The organism is Gordonia sp. BP-119, from assembly GCF_016924115.1.
Taxonomy (GTDB): Bacteria; Actinomycetota; Actinomycetes; order Mycobacteriales; family Mycobacteriaceae; genus Gordonia; species Gordonia hongkongensis.
On record NZ_JAFFZF010000006.1, the window covers coordinates 18982 to 34105 of the forward strand.

The following is a 15124-nucleotide window of genomic DNA, read 5'->3' on the forward strand; positions in this document are numbered from 1 at the left end:
GTGACTCGACTCGGTTACCAGATCCCGAACTTCACCTACCCCGGCGTCGCCGCCGACCAGTTGTTCCCCACCGTGGTCGCGCAGGCGCAAGAGGCCGAGAACTCCGGTTTCGACACCGTCTTCGTGATGGACCACTTCTATCAGTTGCCGATGCTCGGTGAGCCCGACGATCCGATGATCGAGTGCTACACCCTGCTCGCGGCACTCGCCCAGCACACCTCGAAGGTCCGTCTGTCGTCGCTCGTCACCGGCAACACCTACCGCAACCCGACGCTGCTCGCGAAGACGGTCACGGCCCTCGACGTGGTGTCGGGTGGTCGGGCCCAGCTCGGCATCGGCGCGGGATGGTATGAGCTGGAACATGATTCGCTCGGGTACGAGTTCGGGACGTTCACCGACCGGTTCGAGCGCCTCGAGGAGGCGCTGCAGATCATCCTCGGCATGCTCGCCGGCGAGGCACCCAGCCTCGACGGTGACCGCTATCGGGTCACCAACGCTCTCAATGTGCCTGCGCCGCTGTCGAAGATCCCGGTGATGATCGGCGGCGGCGGCGAGCGCAAGACGTTGCGGATGGTCGCGCAGTACGCCGACGAATCGAACCTGCTGTGCACACCCGCCGACATTCCCCGCAAACTCGACGCCCTCGCCGAACACTGCGAACGACTCGGCCGGGACCGCTCGGAGATCACCGTGACCGTGCAGACGTCGGCCTGCGTGGCGCCGACCGCCGCCGAGGCGACCGCGGAGCTGGAGGCGTACCTGGAGCGCACACCGGCGGCCGAGTCACGCCGCGGATCGACGATCGTCGGGGATCCCGACGAGGTGGCCGCCCGGTACGCCGAGCTGCTCGCGACCGGTGTCGACGGTGTCACGGTGAACGCTCCCGCCAACGGCCACGTGCCGGGGCGGGTCTCGCTACTCGGCGAGACGCTGGCACCGCTGTTGGCCTGATGCTCTAACCCCGGGGCGCCGGGCCGCACCAGATGTCCGCGCCGCCGCCGGGATTGACGTCGCATGCGACCTCAGTCCGTTGACGCGACCTCGATCGAGGTCGCACGGACGGATCGAAATCGCATGCGACCTCGATCGGTGCACTCAACGCTCGTCGAACGCGTCCACGATCCGTTGCGCGGCGAGGGCCGGGGTCAGCGACCCGTCCCGCAGTTGCTGCTCCACGTCGCCGCGGATCCCGCGCACGGCCGGTGAGTCACCGAGCCGGGACAGCACGATGTCGTTGACCATCGCCCAGGTCCAGTCGATCTGTTGCTGGTTGCGGCGGGCGGTGAACTCTCCTGCCGCGGTGAGTGTCTCGTTGTGGCGTACCACGGTCTTCCAGAACTCGTCGACGCCGGTGTTCTCGATCGCGCTCATGGTCAGCACCGGCGGCATCCACAGCGCGTCGTGCGGATAGATCAGCTTCAGCGCGTTCTTCAACTCGCGTGCCGCGCTCTTCGCCTCGTTGAGGTGTTTGCCGTCGGCCTTGTTCACCACGACCACGTCGGCGAGTTCGAGAACACCTTTCTTGATGCCCTGCAACGAATCCCCGGTGCGGGCCAGGGTGAGGAACGTGAACGTGTCGACCATGTTCGCGACCGTCACCTCGGACTGCCCGACTCCCACCGTCTCGACCAGCACGACGTCGAAGCCGGCCGCCTCGACGAGCACGATGCTCTCGCGGGTGGCCTTGGCCACGCCGCCGAGCGTGCCCGACGTCGGCGACGGCCGGATGTAGGCGTTCTCGGCCGTCGACAGCCGGCCCATTCGGGTCTTGTCGCCGAGGATCGAGCCCCGCGTGCGCGTCGAACTGGGGTCGACGGCGAGCACCGCCACCTTGTGGCCCAGCTGAAGCAGGTGCATGCCGAGGGCCTCGATCGTCGTCGACTTGCCCACCCCGGGGACGCCGGTGATGCCGACGCGGAACGACTTGCCCGCGTGCGGCGTCAGCTTCAGCAACAGCTCCTGGGCGGCGGCCCGGTGATCGGCGCGCTTGGACTCGACGAGCGTGATCGCACGCGCCAGATCGGCGCGGCGATCGGCCAGGACAGCGTCGGCCAGCGCGTCGACGTCGATGGGACGTCGCGGTTGGACCGCCATCAGTTCGCGGTCGCCCCGGGCAGCTCCAGGCCGAGGGTGTCGGCGAGCTTGCCGATGAGTTCCACGGCCGAGTCGGCGATGACCGATCCGGGCGGGAAGATCGCGGCGGCGCCGGCCTCGTACAGTTCGGCGAAGTCGCCGGGCGGGATCACGCCGCCGACGACCACCATGATGTCCTCGCGTCCGACCTCGCGCAGCGCCTCCCGCAGGGCCGGGACCAGCGTCAGGTGCCCGGCGGCCAGCGACGACACACCCACCACGTGCACGTCGTTGTCGGCGGCCTGCGCGGCCACCTCCTCCGGCGTGGCGAACAGCGGGCCCACGTCGACGTCGAAGCCGAGGTCGGCGAACGCGGTCGCGATCACCTTCTGGCCGCGGTCGTGGCCGTCCTGGCCCATCTTCGCGACCAGGACACGCGGCTGGCGGCCCTCTGCCTCGGCGAACTGGCGCACGGCCTCGATCGCCGCGTCGATGTTGCTCACCTCGCCCGCCTCATGTCGGTACACCCCGCTGATCGTCTTGATCTCCGCCTGATGGCGACCATAGACCTTCTCGAGTGCCTCGGAGATCTCGCCGACCGTCGCCTGATGCCGTGCTGCCTCGATGGCCAGCGCCATCAGGTTGTTCTCCAGGCCACCCTCCGACGACGCGGCGGCGCGGGTGAGATCGGCCAGGGCCGCCTCGACCGCAGCCGAGTCGCGTTGTCCGCGAAGCCGGTCCAGCTTCTCGAGCTGCTCGGCGCGCACCTTCGAGTTCTCGACCTTGAGGACCTCGATCTCCTCGTCGTCGGCGACCTGGTACTTGTTCACGCCCACCAACGGCTGCTGGCCGGAGTCGATACGCGCCTGGGTGCGCGCCGCGGCCTCCTCGATGCGCAGCTTCGGCAGGCCCTCGTTGATGGCCTGCGTCATGCCGCCGGCCTCTTCGACCTCGCGGATGTGCTTGCGCGCCTTCTGCGCCAGCTGATGCGTGAGCCACTCGACGTAGTTCGAACCGGCCCACGGATCGATCGGACGGGTGGTGCCCGACTCCTGCTGCAGGAGCAGCTGGGTGTTGCGCGCGATGCGGGCCGAGAAGTCGGTCGGCAGCGCGATGGCCTCGTCGAGGGCGTTGGTGTGCAGCGACTGGGTGTGACCCTGCGTGGCGGCCATCGCCTCGACGCAGGTGCGGGCCACGTTGTTGAACACGTCCTGGGCGGTCAGCGACCAGCCCGAGGTCTGCGAATGTGTGCGCAGCGACAGCGATTTCGCGTTCTTCGGATCGAACTCGGCGACGAGCTCACTCCACAGCAGACGCGCCGCACGCAGCTTCGCGACCTCCATGAAGAAGTTCATGCCGATGCCCCAGAAGAACGACAGTCGCGGGGCGAACTTGTCGATGTCCAGGCCGGCCTCGAGTCCGGCGCGGATGTACTCGACGCCGTCGGCGAGCGTGTAGGCCAGCTCCAGATCGGCCGTCGCCCCGGCCTCCTGGATGTGATAGCCGGAGATCGAGATCGAGTTGAACTTCGGCATCTTCTGGCTGGTGTACTCGAAGATGTTGGAGATGATCCGCATCGACGGCTTCGGCGGATAGATGTAGGTGTTGCGGACCATGAACTCTTTGAGGATGTCGTTCTGAATGGTCCCGGCCAGTTTCTCCGGCGGCACACCCTGCTCCTCGGCGGCCACGACGTACAGCGCGAGGATCGGCAGCACCGCGCCGTTCATCGTCATCGACACCGACACGCTGCCGAGGTCGATCCCGTCGAAGAGCTGACGCATGTCGAGGATCGAGTCGATCGCCACCCCGGCCATGCCGACGTCACCGGCGACGCGCGGATGGTCGGAGTCGTAGCCGCGGTGGGTCGCGAGGTCGAATGCGACCGACAGTCCCTTCTGGCCGGCCGCGAGGTTGCGGCGGTAGAAGGCGTTGGATTCGGCCGCGGTCGAGAAGCCGGCGTACTGGCGGATGGTCCACGGCTGGTTGACGTACATCGTCGGGTACGGGCCCCGGATGAACGGTGCGGCACCGGGAACGGAATCGAGCGGGTACGGATGTTCGGCATCGTCGAGGACGGCGTCGCGCTCGGCGCGCGTGTACACCGGCGTGACGTCGATCTGCTCCGGGGTGCTCCAGGTGACCTGGTCCACCGAGTATCCGTGCGCCGAGGCTAGTTCCTCGGCGACCGCGGCCGCGGCACCATCAGCGGTCGTCGCACCGGTGTCGTCCGATGTCAGACCGATTCCGGCGAAGTTCGGAATCGTCTGTGTCAGATCGGGTTCGGTCTGGGTCATGCCGTTGCTCCCGCCGTCTTCAGGGATGTCGAGACCAGCTGGTCGAGAAGGTCGCCGAGGGTGCTCACCGCATCGATGCCGACGCGCAGCGAACCGTCGGGACGATCGTCGCCCTCGGGCCATTCCTTGTCCGGTCCGGCGAGGAGCACTGTCGACAGACCGGCCGCGCGAGCGGCCGCGAGTGCGGCGGGCCCCTCTTCGGCATAGCGCGCCTTGGTTCCGCAGAGGACCGCGATCGGGGTGTTCGCCCCGGCCACCGCGTCGCCGACCTTGTCCGCGGTCAGCGGGCCGGGGTTGACGACGGTGATGCCACCGGCACCCAGGAAGTTCGCGACGAAGGTGGTGCGGCCGTTGTGTTCGGCGACGCTGCCGAGCGGGATGAGCAGGATCGACGGCCGTGCACCGTGCTCGGCGAGCACGACGTCGGACCGGTCCCGCAGTTCCTCGAAGGCGCGTCCGATCCGCGCGAGGCGCGGCGTACCGGTAACGACGTCGGTGACCGCGGAAGCCGGGGCCCCCGTCGTCTCCGACAGTGAGCGCTCGTCGATGTTGGGGAACTCGTTGACGCCGGTGACCGAGATGCGGCGGTGCGCGACCTCGGTGTCGCGGCGAGCGAGGGAGGCGTCGACCTTCTCGGCGATCCAGCCCGTGTCGAGCGCGACACGGTAACCGCCGGCGGCCTCGACCTCAGTGAACACCGTCCAGGCGTTCGTGGCGAGATCGTCGGTCAGGGACTCGACGAACCACGAGCCGCCGGCCGGATCGAGGACGCGTCCGATGTTGGACTCCTCGAGCAGCAGCAGCTGGGTGTTACGGGCGATGCGTCGCGAGAAGGACGCGCTCGAGGTGCGCTTGTCCGCCGGGATGGTCGCGTCGTAGCCCAGGACGGTCAGCTGGTCGGCGCCGCCGACCCCGGCTCCGAATGCCGCGATGGTGCTGCGCAGCATGTTGACCCACGGGTCCCGCTGGGAGTACATCGACAGATCGGTCACGCCGTGGGTCAGCGCTCCGCCGACCTCGGGTGCGCCGACGACCTCGGCCACCCGAGCCCAGATCTTGCGCAGCGCACGGAATTTCGCGATCGTGGCGAATTGGTCGTCGTCGGCGGAGACGCCGAAGGTGATCTGACGCAGCGCGGCCTCGGGTGAGAGGCCGGCCGCGGTGAGGTCACGGAGGTGGGCGACCGCGGCCGCCACCGTCAGTGCGAGTTCGAGGCCGTTGTCGGCACCGGCGGTGGCGAAGTCGCTGCCGTCCACCCGGAAGGTACGGACCCCGTCGGGCAGCCCGGATGCGGCGAGCGCCGTGGCCTCGTCGGGATCGACGGTCGCCCGGCCCGAGAACGCGGCCGTCAGCGGCGACAGGCCGAAGGAGTGGACGGTGGCCGCCGTCGGAGCGGCGGCGACCGGAGCGGCCTGGGCCTTTTCCTTCAGGCCGAGCAGTTCGCGAGCCGCCGCGATGCCCTCGGTGCCCGCATCGAGGGTCACCGGCACCAGATCGAGGTAGACGCCGCGCAGCGCCGTCGCGAGGTCGGCGACCCCCAGCCCGTCACCGGGCCTGCTCACCGAGAGCCAGAGACCGCTCGTCCCGTTGGCCATCGCCTCCAGGATGAGCTCGTTGAGATCCGCCGCCGGCGTCGCGTCGTCGCCGAACCGTTCCGTGACGCGCCAGCCGGTGGTGACGTCACGCACGGGGTCGGCGCCGCGGACGAACGGGAAGCGACCGGGGACACCGGGCTCGGCGAGTTCGTCGCGACGTGTGTAGAGCGGCCGGATGGTCAGCCCGTCGGCGGTGTCGGTCGAGAGCAGCGCCTCGGGTGTGTCAGGCAGCTCGTCGACGTCGACGCGTCGCGACTTCGCCAGAACGGCCGCGGCGGCCGTCGACCACGCCTGGTAGGCGTCGTCGAGTTCTGACTCGGGTTTGGGCTGGTCAGTTTGCTGTGGCATGTGGGGAAGCACACCTCCGTGAATGCACTGTGATGAGCGCGTACACGACACTAGCCGATCGCTCGCTCGGCTCGGCGTCGAGGTCGGCGTGACGTGGCGCACTCGGGGACCCGGTACACCGCTGGGCCCAGCGTAGAGTGTCCGGGTGCCCGATCGATCCGCTGTCAGCGAGGATGTCGCCGGCCCGACCGCGGCCGACGCGGAGATCGCGGACGCGGCGAGCGCCGGAGACGGTCACCCGCCGACGTCGGGCCGTCGTCGGGCCGATCGACGGATCCTGCGCCGGGCTCTCGTCGCCGCCGTGCTCCTCGCCGCCGTCCTGGCCGCGTCCTACTTCGTCCCGCTGCCCTCGATCTCGAGCGTCCGCGACTGGGGCGCGGATCTGGGACCGGCCTTCGTGTGGTTGTTCTTCCTCGCCTACGCGGTCGTCACCATCGCCCCGATCCCACGGTCGACGTTCACGGTGATGTCCGGGATCTTCTTCGGACCGCTGGTCGGTTTCGCGGGGGCGATAATCGCCTCGTCGGTGGCGGCGGTGGCAGCCTTCGTCCTGGTCCGCAGGGTCGGACGCGACCGCGTGCAGCCGTACCTGAAGGCACCGGTGGTCCGTGCCGTCGAGTACCGGCTCGAGCGTCGTGGCTGGTTGGCGGTCGGGTCGCTGCGGTTCATCGCGGCATGCCCGTTCTCGGTGGCGAACTACTGCTCGGCACTGTCCTCGGTGCGTCTCGTGCCGTACGCGATTGCCAGCATCCTCGGCATGGCCCCCGGCACCGCGGCGGTGGTCATGCTGGGCGATTCCCTGACCGGTGACACGCATCCCCTCCAGCTCGCGGTCACCGGTGGCCTCTTTGCGATCGGCATCGCCGGTCTGGTGCTCGACTCCCGCCTGCCGGTCTCGTCGTCGAACGCGACAAGCGCAGCGACTTGATCCTCGGGGATCAAGTCACCTAGCGCGATCCCATCCAGTCAGGGGACTTGATTCACAGCGATCAAGTGCATAGCCTTGAGTGATGTTCGTACTCACCGTCGACCAACGCGGGAGTCGCCGCGACATCGACCGGGTGGACGCCATCCTCACCGCTCTCGCATCGGTCCAGACCGTACGGGCCTTCGAACGTACCGCGGGCGACGAGATCCAGGGAGTCCTCGCCGATCCGGTGACGGCCGCCCGACTGGCCGTCGAACTCACCGCCGAGGGTCACTGGAGTGTCGGCATCGGCGCCGGACCGGTCGACGAGCCTCTCCCCCCGTCCACCCGGGCCGGGCGCGGGCCCGCCTTCGTCCACGCTCGCGACGCCGTCGAGGCCGCCAAGCGGCAGCGGGTCCCCCTCTGTGTCCGCGGCCCGGAGACTCGCTGGTCCCGTCACGCCCAGACGGCCGGCCGTCTCATCGCCGACGTGATCACCGCGCGCAGTGCCGCCGGCCGGGAGGCGGTGGAGCTGATGCGTCGCGGCCTCACCCAGGTCGAGGCCGCCGCCGCACTCGACATCACGCCACAGGCCATGAGTCAACGGCTGCGGACCGCGGCGTGGGATCTGGAATCCGATTCCCTCGGCCTCGTCGCCGACGCGCTCGCCGAGGCCGACCGACTCCCGTCCGGAGGATCGGCATGACCACCGCAGCGATCACCCTTCTTCTCCTGACCGCGCTGGCGACGCCGACCTGGGCGCTCGCGACGCGGAAGAAGCGCAACCACGCGCCGGTGTCCGTCGTACGCAGACTCGACGTCATCGGAGCCGTCGTCCTGCTGGTCCTGGCCGGGGTGACCGCCGTCCTCGCCGCCGTGGCCGCGCCCGCCACGGGCTTCCTCGCCTCGGCCGTCCCGGTCGTCGCCGCGCTCGCGGCGGTCACCGGCGGCGGACCCGTGGTCCGGACGGTCCTCGTCGCCGGCGGGGTCGGCCAGCGCACGGGGCCCGGACCCGATCCGGAGGGGTCGCCGGATGACGGATCCGGGGACGACACCGACGCGCCCGACTCCCCGGCGCCCGCCCCGGCCGACCCGGCCGACCCAGCCGAAGCCGGGCCGTTGCGCGGCGGCCGGGTGATCGGATACCTCGAACGCCTCGCGGTCGTCACCACGTTGATGGCGGGGTGGCCCGAAGGCCTCGCGATCATCCTGGCCGTGAAAAGCCTCGCCCGCTACCCCGAGCTGCGCGCCCCGCATGCGGCCGAGCAGTTCATCATGGGCACCTTCGCCTCGGTGATGTGGGCGGTCGGCATGGCGGGCGTCGAGCACCTCATCCGCTGAGCCGTTCTCAGGTCGTGGGCTCGGCCGGCCCCGGCTCCTCGGGCTGTACGGGCTGGGACCACGCACCATCGGTGAGCTCGGCCGGCTCGGACCCCACCGGCGACGCATGGCGCGACGCGCGCGACGCACGAGCGGTGATCTCGGGCGCGACCGGGGTGCGGGCCACCGCCTCCGCCTCGGCGACGGCCTGGGCGACCTTGGGATCGGAGGCCATCGAGAACCAGTCCTCGGTCTCCGAGTCGTCGATCGGCGAGGGCGGCGAGTCGGCCGGCTCGTACCGGAACACGCCGTCGTCTCCCTGGACACCGAAGGATTTCGCGAAACCCTGGAGGGCCGAACCGAAGTCGGACGGCACCACCCACACCTTGCTGCCCTCGCCCTTGGCCATCTCGGGCAACTGCTGCAGATACTGGTAGGCCAGGAGTTCCGGGGTCGGCTTGGCCGCCTTGATCGCCGCGAAGGTCTTCTCGATCGCCTTCGCCTCACCCTGGGCGTTGAGGTACGACGCGGCGCGGTCGCCCTGCGCCCGCAGGATGCGCGACTGCCGATCCGCCTCGGCCGCAAGGATCGCGGCCTGCTTGGCACCCTCGGCGGCGAGGATCTGCGACTGCTTGTTTCCCTCGGCGGTCTTGATCGCCGACTCGCGCTGGCCCTCGGCCGAGAGGATCGTCGCCCGCTTCTCGCGGTCGGCCTTCATCTGCTTCTCCATCGACTCCTGGATCGACGGCGGCGGCATGATCGACTTCAGCTCGACGCGCGCGACCCGGAGGCCCCAGCGGCCGGTCGCCTCGTCGAGGACTCCGCGCAGCTGGCCGTTGATGGAATCGCGGGAGGTCAGGGTCTCCTCGAGCGTCATCCCGCCGACCACGTTGCGCAGCGTCGTGATCGTCAGCTGCTCGACGCCGGCGATGTAGTCGTCGATCTCGTACACGGCGGCGCGGGGATTGGTGACCTGGAAGTAGACGACGGTGTCGATGGACAGCGTCAGGTTGTCCTCGGTGATGACCGGCTGCGGCGGGAACGACACCACTCGTTCACGGACGTCGACGCGGGCGCGGATGCGGTCGATGAACGGCAACAGCAGGGTGAGCTGGCCGGACACGGTGCGGGTGTAGCGGCCCAGTCGCTCGATGACCGCGGCCTCCGCCTGCGGGATGAGGGCGACGGACTTGACCAGCATCACCACCACGAGCAACACGAGCAAAACGATGACGGTCAGGCCGAAGATCTCGTACTCCATGGTCACCTTCCAGCGTTGTCGTTCGGCGGTGTCGCGGCGGCACACTCAGGCGCGCCACACCACCGCGGTCGCGCCGTCGATCTCCACGACGGTCACGTGGGTTCCGGGTTCGAGCACCTGGGTCGGGTCCATCGTGCGGGCCGACCACACGTCGCCGCCGATCTTGACGCGTCCGTCACGGGCGTCGACCTGTTCGGTCACCACCGCCGGCCGACCCTCGAGCGCCTCGGTGTTCATCAGGACCGCCGGACGGTTCAGCATGTGCTTACGGGCGATCGGACGGACCGCAACCAGCAGCAGCACCGAGACGAGCGCGAAGACCAGCCCCTCGACCCACAGCGGCGTCTCGAACGCGAAATCGACACCGGCGGCCGCGAATGCGCCCCCGGCGAGCATGAGCAGGACGAGTTCGCCACCGAACATCTCCGCGACCACCAGGACGATCGCGGCCGCCAACCACAGCAGGGCGCTCATGGGTCCAGTCTGCCAGAGATGTCCGAACCGCCTTCGGCGCTCACGACGCGGGTGGGCCCCGGTGGGCGTCAGGCCGTGTGCGTCACCTGGGCGCTTCGGCCGCGGTCACGAAATCGATGAGTTCTTCCACCGACCGCAGCAGATCGACCTCGAGATCCCGGAAACTGCTCACCCCGCCCAACACCCGGCGCCAGCCGTCACGAGGGTCCCCCCAGCCGAGCTCGGCACACACCCCGGTCTTCCAGTCGGTGCCCCGCGGGATGTGCGGCCACGCCGGGATCTTCACCGACGCCGGCTTCACCGCCTCCCAGACGTCGATGTAGGGATGCCCGCACACGAGGACGTGCTCCCCGACCTCGGCGGTGAGTTGTGCTTCTTTGGAACCCGCCACCAGATGGTCGACGAGGACACCGGCCCGGCGATGCGGTGCCGGCTGGAATTCGTCGAGTGCCGCCTCGAGGTTGTCGAGGCCGTCGAGGCTGACGACGACCACGCCCTCCGCGCGGAGGTCGTCACCCCACACGCGCTCGAGGAGTGTCGCGTCGTGCACGCCCTCGACGAAGAGCCGGCTGGCGCGCGCGGTCCGCGCGCGGGCGCGAGGTGCGGCTCGCGATCCCGACGCCGTCATGGCCGGCTGCTGCGGGCCCCTGGTGCGCGGCCGTACGAGCGTCACCGGCCGACCGTCGATGAGGAACGCGCCGGGGTGCATCAGGAACACCCGCGTCTGACCTCGCCGGTCCTCCAGCCGGACGAGATCGCCGGCGTAGCTCTTCTCGAGCCCGACGACCGCACCGCAGAAGCCGGTGGCGGCGTCCTCGACGACCAGATCGCGATCCGCGGCGACCTCCGCGGGACGCGGCTTCGCCCGACGGTGCTGGGAGAGCACATCGCGTCCGTAGCGGTCATCCATCGCACACCACCATCTCTCGATCGGTCATCTCGTGATCACGCCGCCGCGATGGACAGGTCGGGCGGCGCACACACCGTATGCCCCGCGGGCCCGCCCGCGGGGTTGCCACGCCCGGCTCCCACCGGCCTCGCCGGTATCCTGGCTTCTTGATGAAACGCAGCCGCCTGCTCTCCGCCACCGTCGCGTGGCCGACGTGCGCCCTCGGCGCGTGGTCGGCCGCCTGGCTCACCGGCCGGTGCTCCCCCGACGACGTGATCGAAGCCCTGGCGGAATCCGCCGACCGGCACCTCCTGCACTGGCCCGACGGCGGGGTCGCCGGGGCCGAACAGAATTCGCCCGCAACGGGTTCGGCGAACGGGGTGCTCGATCTGCTCGCGCTGCTGCGACCCGCTCGACGCCTCGTCGTCCGCCTGCCCTCCACGGGTGATCCGCAGGGACTCCCACCGCATGTCGCGACGTCGGCCGCACTCGGCGCGGGCGAGGTGCTGCTCGTCGACGACGCGGCGGGCGCCGGCACGCTCGCGCTCGTACCGGAGTTCGCCGCCGACACCGCCGATCCACCGTTCGTCACGTGCACGTGGTCGGCCTACCGCTACGACGCGACCCTCGACCTCGGTCATCTCGTATCCGCGGGACCCAGTGCCGGTGATCTGGAATACGAGCTGCGGCAAGCAGTTCGAGAGGCGACCACGATCATCGGCGGGCTCGGCGGACGCCGGTCGGCCGACGCGAGCGACCTCCGTACGGAACTCGCGGCGCTCACCTCGAGGCATCGGGTCGCCCTGCCCCCGCACCTCCTCGACGCGCGCTCCACCCGCCTGATCGACACGGCGGCACAGGTCGAGGCGATCGTCGACCTCGCCGGAGCGCGCAATGTGGAGATCGGCGACAGTGCCGGACAATGGGATTCCGGCGACGCGACGCTCCGGGGCCTCCAGGCGCTGACGCGGACCGCACGGGCGGCGGCGGTCAATCACACGATCCTCGAGCTACTGCGACGCTAGGACCCGGGCCGCCACCGCCGGAAGGTCACTCCCGGAGCCGCGGCGGACGGTCGGACACGACGCCGTACAGATCGAGTCCGTTCCGCTGTTCGGTGGCGAACAACGTCGCCCCCCATTCGTGGACGAACCAGTCCCGCAGCCGAGCGGAGCCGGTCCAGGCGTACTACGGCCGGGCCGCAGAGACACAGAACCGTTCCACTTCGCGCATCATGCGAACGAGAGCGTCGCCACCACGAGCTTCGGGAACAATCGCCGCGATCCGCACATCGACGGCATCCGATGCCGGGGAGGGCAATTGTGGGCTGGTGAGGAACTCGATCAGCCGTTCGCGGAGTCCGGGAATGGCCGCGACCCGGACGAAATCAGCCGGGCCGAGCGGCGGTTCGCCGTCGGGCGACAATTCGACATCGTGGGGATGCCAGATCAGAATTCCGACGAGATGCTCGTTCTGGAAGGAACCCAATACGCAGCCGGCGTTGAGATAAGGCCGCACCAAGATCTCGGCCAACCATTCCCGCAGCGTGAGATCCGGGAGGTGGTCACCCAACACCCATCGATACAACGGAATGTCCTCGACCGCTCGTGCGAGTAGCTGCGTAGCAGGTCGGAGATCAACTGGGATGAGTAGTCGTTCCGCGGTCAACACTGTTGATACACGCGCACAAAGGAGAGATCACGCCGCTGTGGGCTACGTCGTCAACGCAGCCCACAGCGGAAACGGATCTCAGTTGACGGGCTCGCTGCTACCGTCCGCGGAGCCGGTGGAAAGTGTCTTCAGAATCGGTCCGAGGAAATCTATCTCGAGCCTCAGTGGTCCTTCTGCCATGGAAATTTCTCTCTCACGTTCGCACCCCGATTCAGATGCGCGTGCCACGAGAGTTTCATTTCGACTGAGGCGCAGATCACATTATGGACCGTTCCTATATCAAATCGTTATGAAGGCAAACAAAGCCAGTGAATCTACGCGCGGTCAGATGGCCTCGCCGCAGATCTAGGCCGCGCCGCGGGCACACAGCACCGGTCTCGACAGGTGCTGCCGTTGTCTCCGCATCCCATCGCCGACAGGTCGCCCAAGCCCCCGGCGTAGGCCTCCACGAATTCGCCGATCATCGAGATGAACCGCGGATCGGGACCCACGGTGTCGGCGCGGACATAGTCCAGGCCGAGGCGCTCGGCGACCTCCGCGGCCTCGTTGTCGAGATCCCAGATCACCTCGAGATGGTCGGAGATGAACCCGACCGGGTAGACGACCACCCGTCGAACACCCTCCGCGGCAAGGCTCTCCAGATGGTCACAGATGTCCGGCTCCAGCCACGGGATCTGCGGTGGACCCGACCGTGACTGCCAGACCTGATCGAAGTCGGCGACGCCGAGCTCGTCGGCGACCGCCTGCGACGCCGCCAGCACCTGGCGCGAGTACAGCTTCCCGCCGTCGGCCGCCGGACCCGACGCCTCATCGGCCGAGGTCGGGACCGAATGGGCGGTGAACACCAGCCGTGGCGGCTCCTCGCCGGGCCCGAGTGCGTCCAGAGCGCGGCTCACCGCGTCGGCCCCGGCCGCGACGAACGCCGGATGCGACCAGTACTGCGGGAGCTTGCGGAGCACCACCGCACCGTCGGGTTCGCGGCTCGTCGGTTCACGGTCGGCAAGCGCCGTCACCGCCCGGTCGATGTCCTCGTGATACTGCCGGCACCCCGAGTAGCCGCCCCACGCCGAGGTCGGGAACACGAGGATCCGGCGATGACCGGCGCGGTACATCTCGGCCAGGGTGTCCTCGACCATCGGGTGCCAGTTGCGGTTGCCGAAATACACCGGGAGGTCGACACCACGTCGGTCGAGCTCGGCACGCAGGGCATCGATCATCTCGAGGTTGAGCCGGTTGATCGGTGAGACGCCGCCGAAGTGCAGGTAGTGCTCGGCCACCGACTCGAGCCGTTCGCGCGGGATTCCCCGACCGCGAGTGACGTTCTCCAGGAACGGCATCACGTCCTCGGGCCCGTCCGGTCCGCCGAACGACAGGAACAGGACGGCATCGAACGGAGCGGGATCGACGGGCGCGGTGTCCCCCGGTGCTGGCGAACTCATGAGCCGGTGGTCATGCCCTCCGGGAACCAGGTGTTGTGGCTGGCGCCACCGTCGACGTAGACGATGGAACCGGTGGTCGCCGGCAGCCAGTCGCTGAGGAGCGCACACACCGACTTCGCGACGACGGTGGGATCGTCGACGTCCCAGCCGATCGGGGACGCGCCGTCCCAGTACTCGTTGAGCATGTTGAGCTGCTTGGCGTCATCGGTCGCGGTACCCGCGATCGCCTTCGCGGCCAGGGTCTTGATCGGGCCGGCGGCCACCAGGTTCGACCGGATGTTCTTCGCGTTGCCCACTTCGCGCGCCACGTACCGGTTCACCGACTCGAGCGCGGCCTTCGCCACACCCATCCAGTTGTAGTACGGCATCGCGGTGCGGGGATCGAAGTCCATGCCCACGATGGAGCCGCCCTCGTTCATGGCGGGGAGCACGGCGCGGGCGAGCGAGGCGTAGCTCCACGCCGAGATCTCGAAGGCCTTGGCGGCGTCGGGGCCCGGCCCCTCCAGGAACGGCTTGGCCTCGGGACCCATCAAGGTGCGCGGCGCGAAGGCGATCGAGTGCATGACGCCGTCGATGCCCTGCGGCGCCAGCTCGGCGAGCTTCCCGGCGAGCGCGCCGAGATCGCCCTCGTTGGTGACGTCGAGCCCGATGGCCGGCGGCACCTCCTTCGGCAACCGCTTGGCGATCCGGTCGATCAACCGGAGCCGTTCCGGGATGCCGGTGATGAGGACCGTGGCGCCCTGCTCCTGCGCCATGGCGGCGGCGTGGAAGGCGATCGACGCATCGGTGATGATGCCCGTGATGAGGACGGTCTTCCCGTCCAGGATTCCGCTCACGAAGATGTGCTCCT

14 protein-coding genes are annotated in these 15124 nt (G+C 69.2%); 5 read left to right on the forward strand and 9 right to left on the reverse strand.

Going from position 1 to position 15124, the window contains the following annotated elements; genetic code table 11:
* Nucleotides 1-951: an LLM class F420-dependent oxidoreductase gene (locus JW364_RS05540; RefSeq protein ID WP_205333453.1), complete on the forward strand. Its 951-nt coding sequence runs from the start codon at nt 1-3 to the stop codon at nt 949-951.
* A 144-nt stretch (nt 952-1095) separates the two neighbouring features.
* Here JW364_RS05540 and meaB read toward each other — a convergent pair whose 3' ends face one another.
* From meaB to JW364_RS05555, 3 genes are read right to left on the reverse strand one after another with little or no spacing between them, the layout of a single operon-like run.
* Complete coding sequence (gene meaB / locus JW364_RS05545) at nt 1096-2094, reverse strand: methylmalonyl Co-A mutase-associated GTPase MeaB (protein ID WP_205333452.1); 999 nt, start codon at nt 2092-2094, stop codon at nt 1096-1098.
* Nucleotides 2094-4370: a methylmalonyl-CoA mutase gene (gene scpA / locus JW364_RS05550; protein ID WP_065632187.1), complete on the reverse strand. Its 2277-nt coding sequence runs from the start codon at nt 4368-4370 to the stop codon at nt 2094-2096. The genes meaB and scpA overlap by 1 nt, the downstream gene beginning before the upstream one ends.
* Entirely contained in the window at nt 4367-6313 is a 1947-nt protein-coding gene (locus tag JW364_RS05555) for a methylmalonyl-CoA mutase family protein (RefSeq protein WP_205333451.1), read from the reverse strand. The genes scpA and JW364_RS05555 overlap by 4 nt, the downstream gene beginning before the upstream one ends.
* 145 nt (nt 6314-6458) lie before the next feature.
* Here JW364_RS05555 and JW364_RS05560 point away from each other — a divergent pair, with 145 nt between their 5' ends.
* The 3 genes from JW364_RS05560 (at nt 6459) to JW364_RS05570 (ending at nt 8561) form a co-directional block, all read left to right on the forward strand.
* On the forward strand, nt 6459-7241 hold the full coding sequence (locus tag JW364_RS05560; protein WP_205333450.1) for a TVP38/TMEM64 family protein: 783 nt from the start codon (nt 6459-6461) through the stop codon (nt 7239-7241).
* An 82-nt stretch (nt 7242-7323) separates the two neighbouring features.
* A complete protein-coding gene (locus JW364_RS05565; protein WP_205333449.1) occupies nt 7324-7926 on the forward strand; it encodes a hypothetical protein in 603 nt (200 codons plus the stop codon).
* Nucleotides 7923-8561, forward strand: coding sequence for a hypothetical protein (locus JW364_RS05570; protein WP_065632183.1), 639 nt, complete (start codon nt 7923-7925; stop codon nt 8559-8561). The genes JW364_RS05565 and JW364_RS05570 overlap by 4 nt, the downstream gene beginning before the upstream one ends.
* Before the next feature lie 7 nt (nt 8562-8568).
* Here the strand turns inward: JW364_RS05570 and JW364_RS05575 are convergent, their stop codons facing one another.
* The 3 genes from JW364_RS05575 to JW364_RS05585 all read right to left on the reverse strand — a co-directional run bounded on the left by JW364_RS05575 (nt 8569) and on the right by JW364_RS05585 (nt 11185).
* Nucleotides 8569-9801, reverse strand: a complete 1233-nt coding sequence (locus tag JW364_RS05575; RefSeq protein ID WP_065632229.1) for an SPFH domain-containing protein — start codon at nt 9799-9801, stop codon at nt 8569-8571.
* A gap of 45 nt (nt 9802-9846) precedes the next feature.
* The gene (locus JW364_RS05580; RefSeq protein WP_065632182.1) at nt 9847-10275 is read right to left on the reverse strand and encodes an NfeD family protein; all 429 of its coding nucleotides are present in this window, start codon (nt 10273-10275) and stop codon (nt 9847-9849) included.
* Nucleotides 10276-10357: 82 nt separating this feature from the next.
* A complete protein-coding gene (locus JW364_RS05585; protein WP_068971570.1) occupies nt 10358-11185 on the reverse strand; it encodes a DUF3097 domain-containing protein in 828 nt (275 codons plus the stop codon).
* A 149-nt stretch (nt 11186-11334) separates the two neighbouring features.
* Between JW364_RS05585 and JW364_RS05590 the strand changes: the two genes are divergently transcribed.
* On the forward strand, nt 11335-12189 hold the full coding sequence (locus JW364_RS05590) for a serine/threonine protein kinase (protein WP_065632180.1): 855 nt from the start codon (nt 11335-11337) through the stop codon (nt 12187-12189).
* A 163-nt stretch (nt 12190-12352) separates the two neighbouring features.
* On the opposite strand, the gene JW364_RS24495 is transcribed toward JW364_RS05590, so the two are convergent.
* The 3 genes from JW364_RS24495 to inhA all read right to left on the reverse strand — a co-directional run bounded on the left by JW364_RS24495 (nt 12353) and on the right by inhA (nt 15110).
* A complete protein-coding gene (locus JW364_RS24495) occupies nt 12353-12697 on the reverse strand; it encodes a hypothetical protein (protein ID WP_307814748.1) in 345 nt (114 codons plus the stop codon).
* Between the two features lie 452 nt (nt 12698-13149).
* Nucleotides 13150-14274, reverse strand: coding sequence for a ferrochelatase (locus JW364_RS05600; protein WP_065632179.1), 1125 nt, complete (start codon nt 14272-14274; stop codon nt 13150-13152).
* Nucleotides 14271-15110 carry an NADH-dependent enoyl-ACP reductase InhA gene (gene inhA, locus JW364_RS05605; RefSeq protein ID WP_065632178.1) on the reverse strand — a complete coding sequence of 280 codons (840 nt, stop codon included), beginning with the start codon at nt 15108-15110 and terminating at the stop codon, nt 14271-14273. Before inhA ends, JW364_RS05600 begins: the two co-directional genes overlap by 4 nt.
* Nucleotides 15111-15124 lie beyond the last annotated feature (14 nt).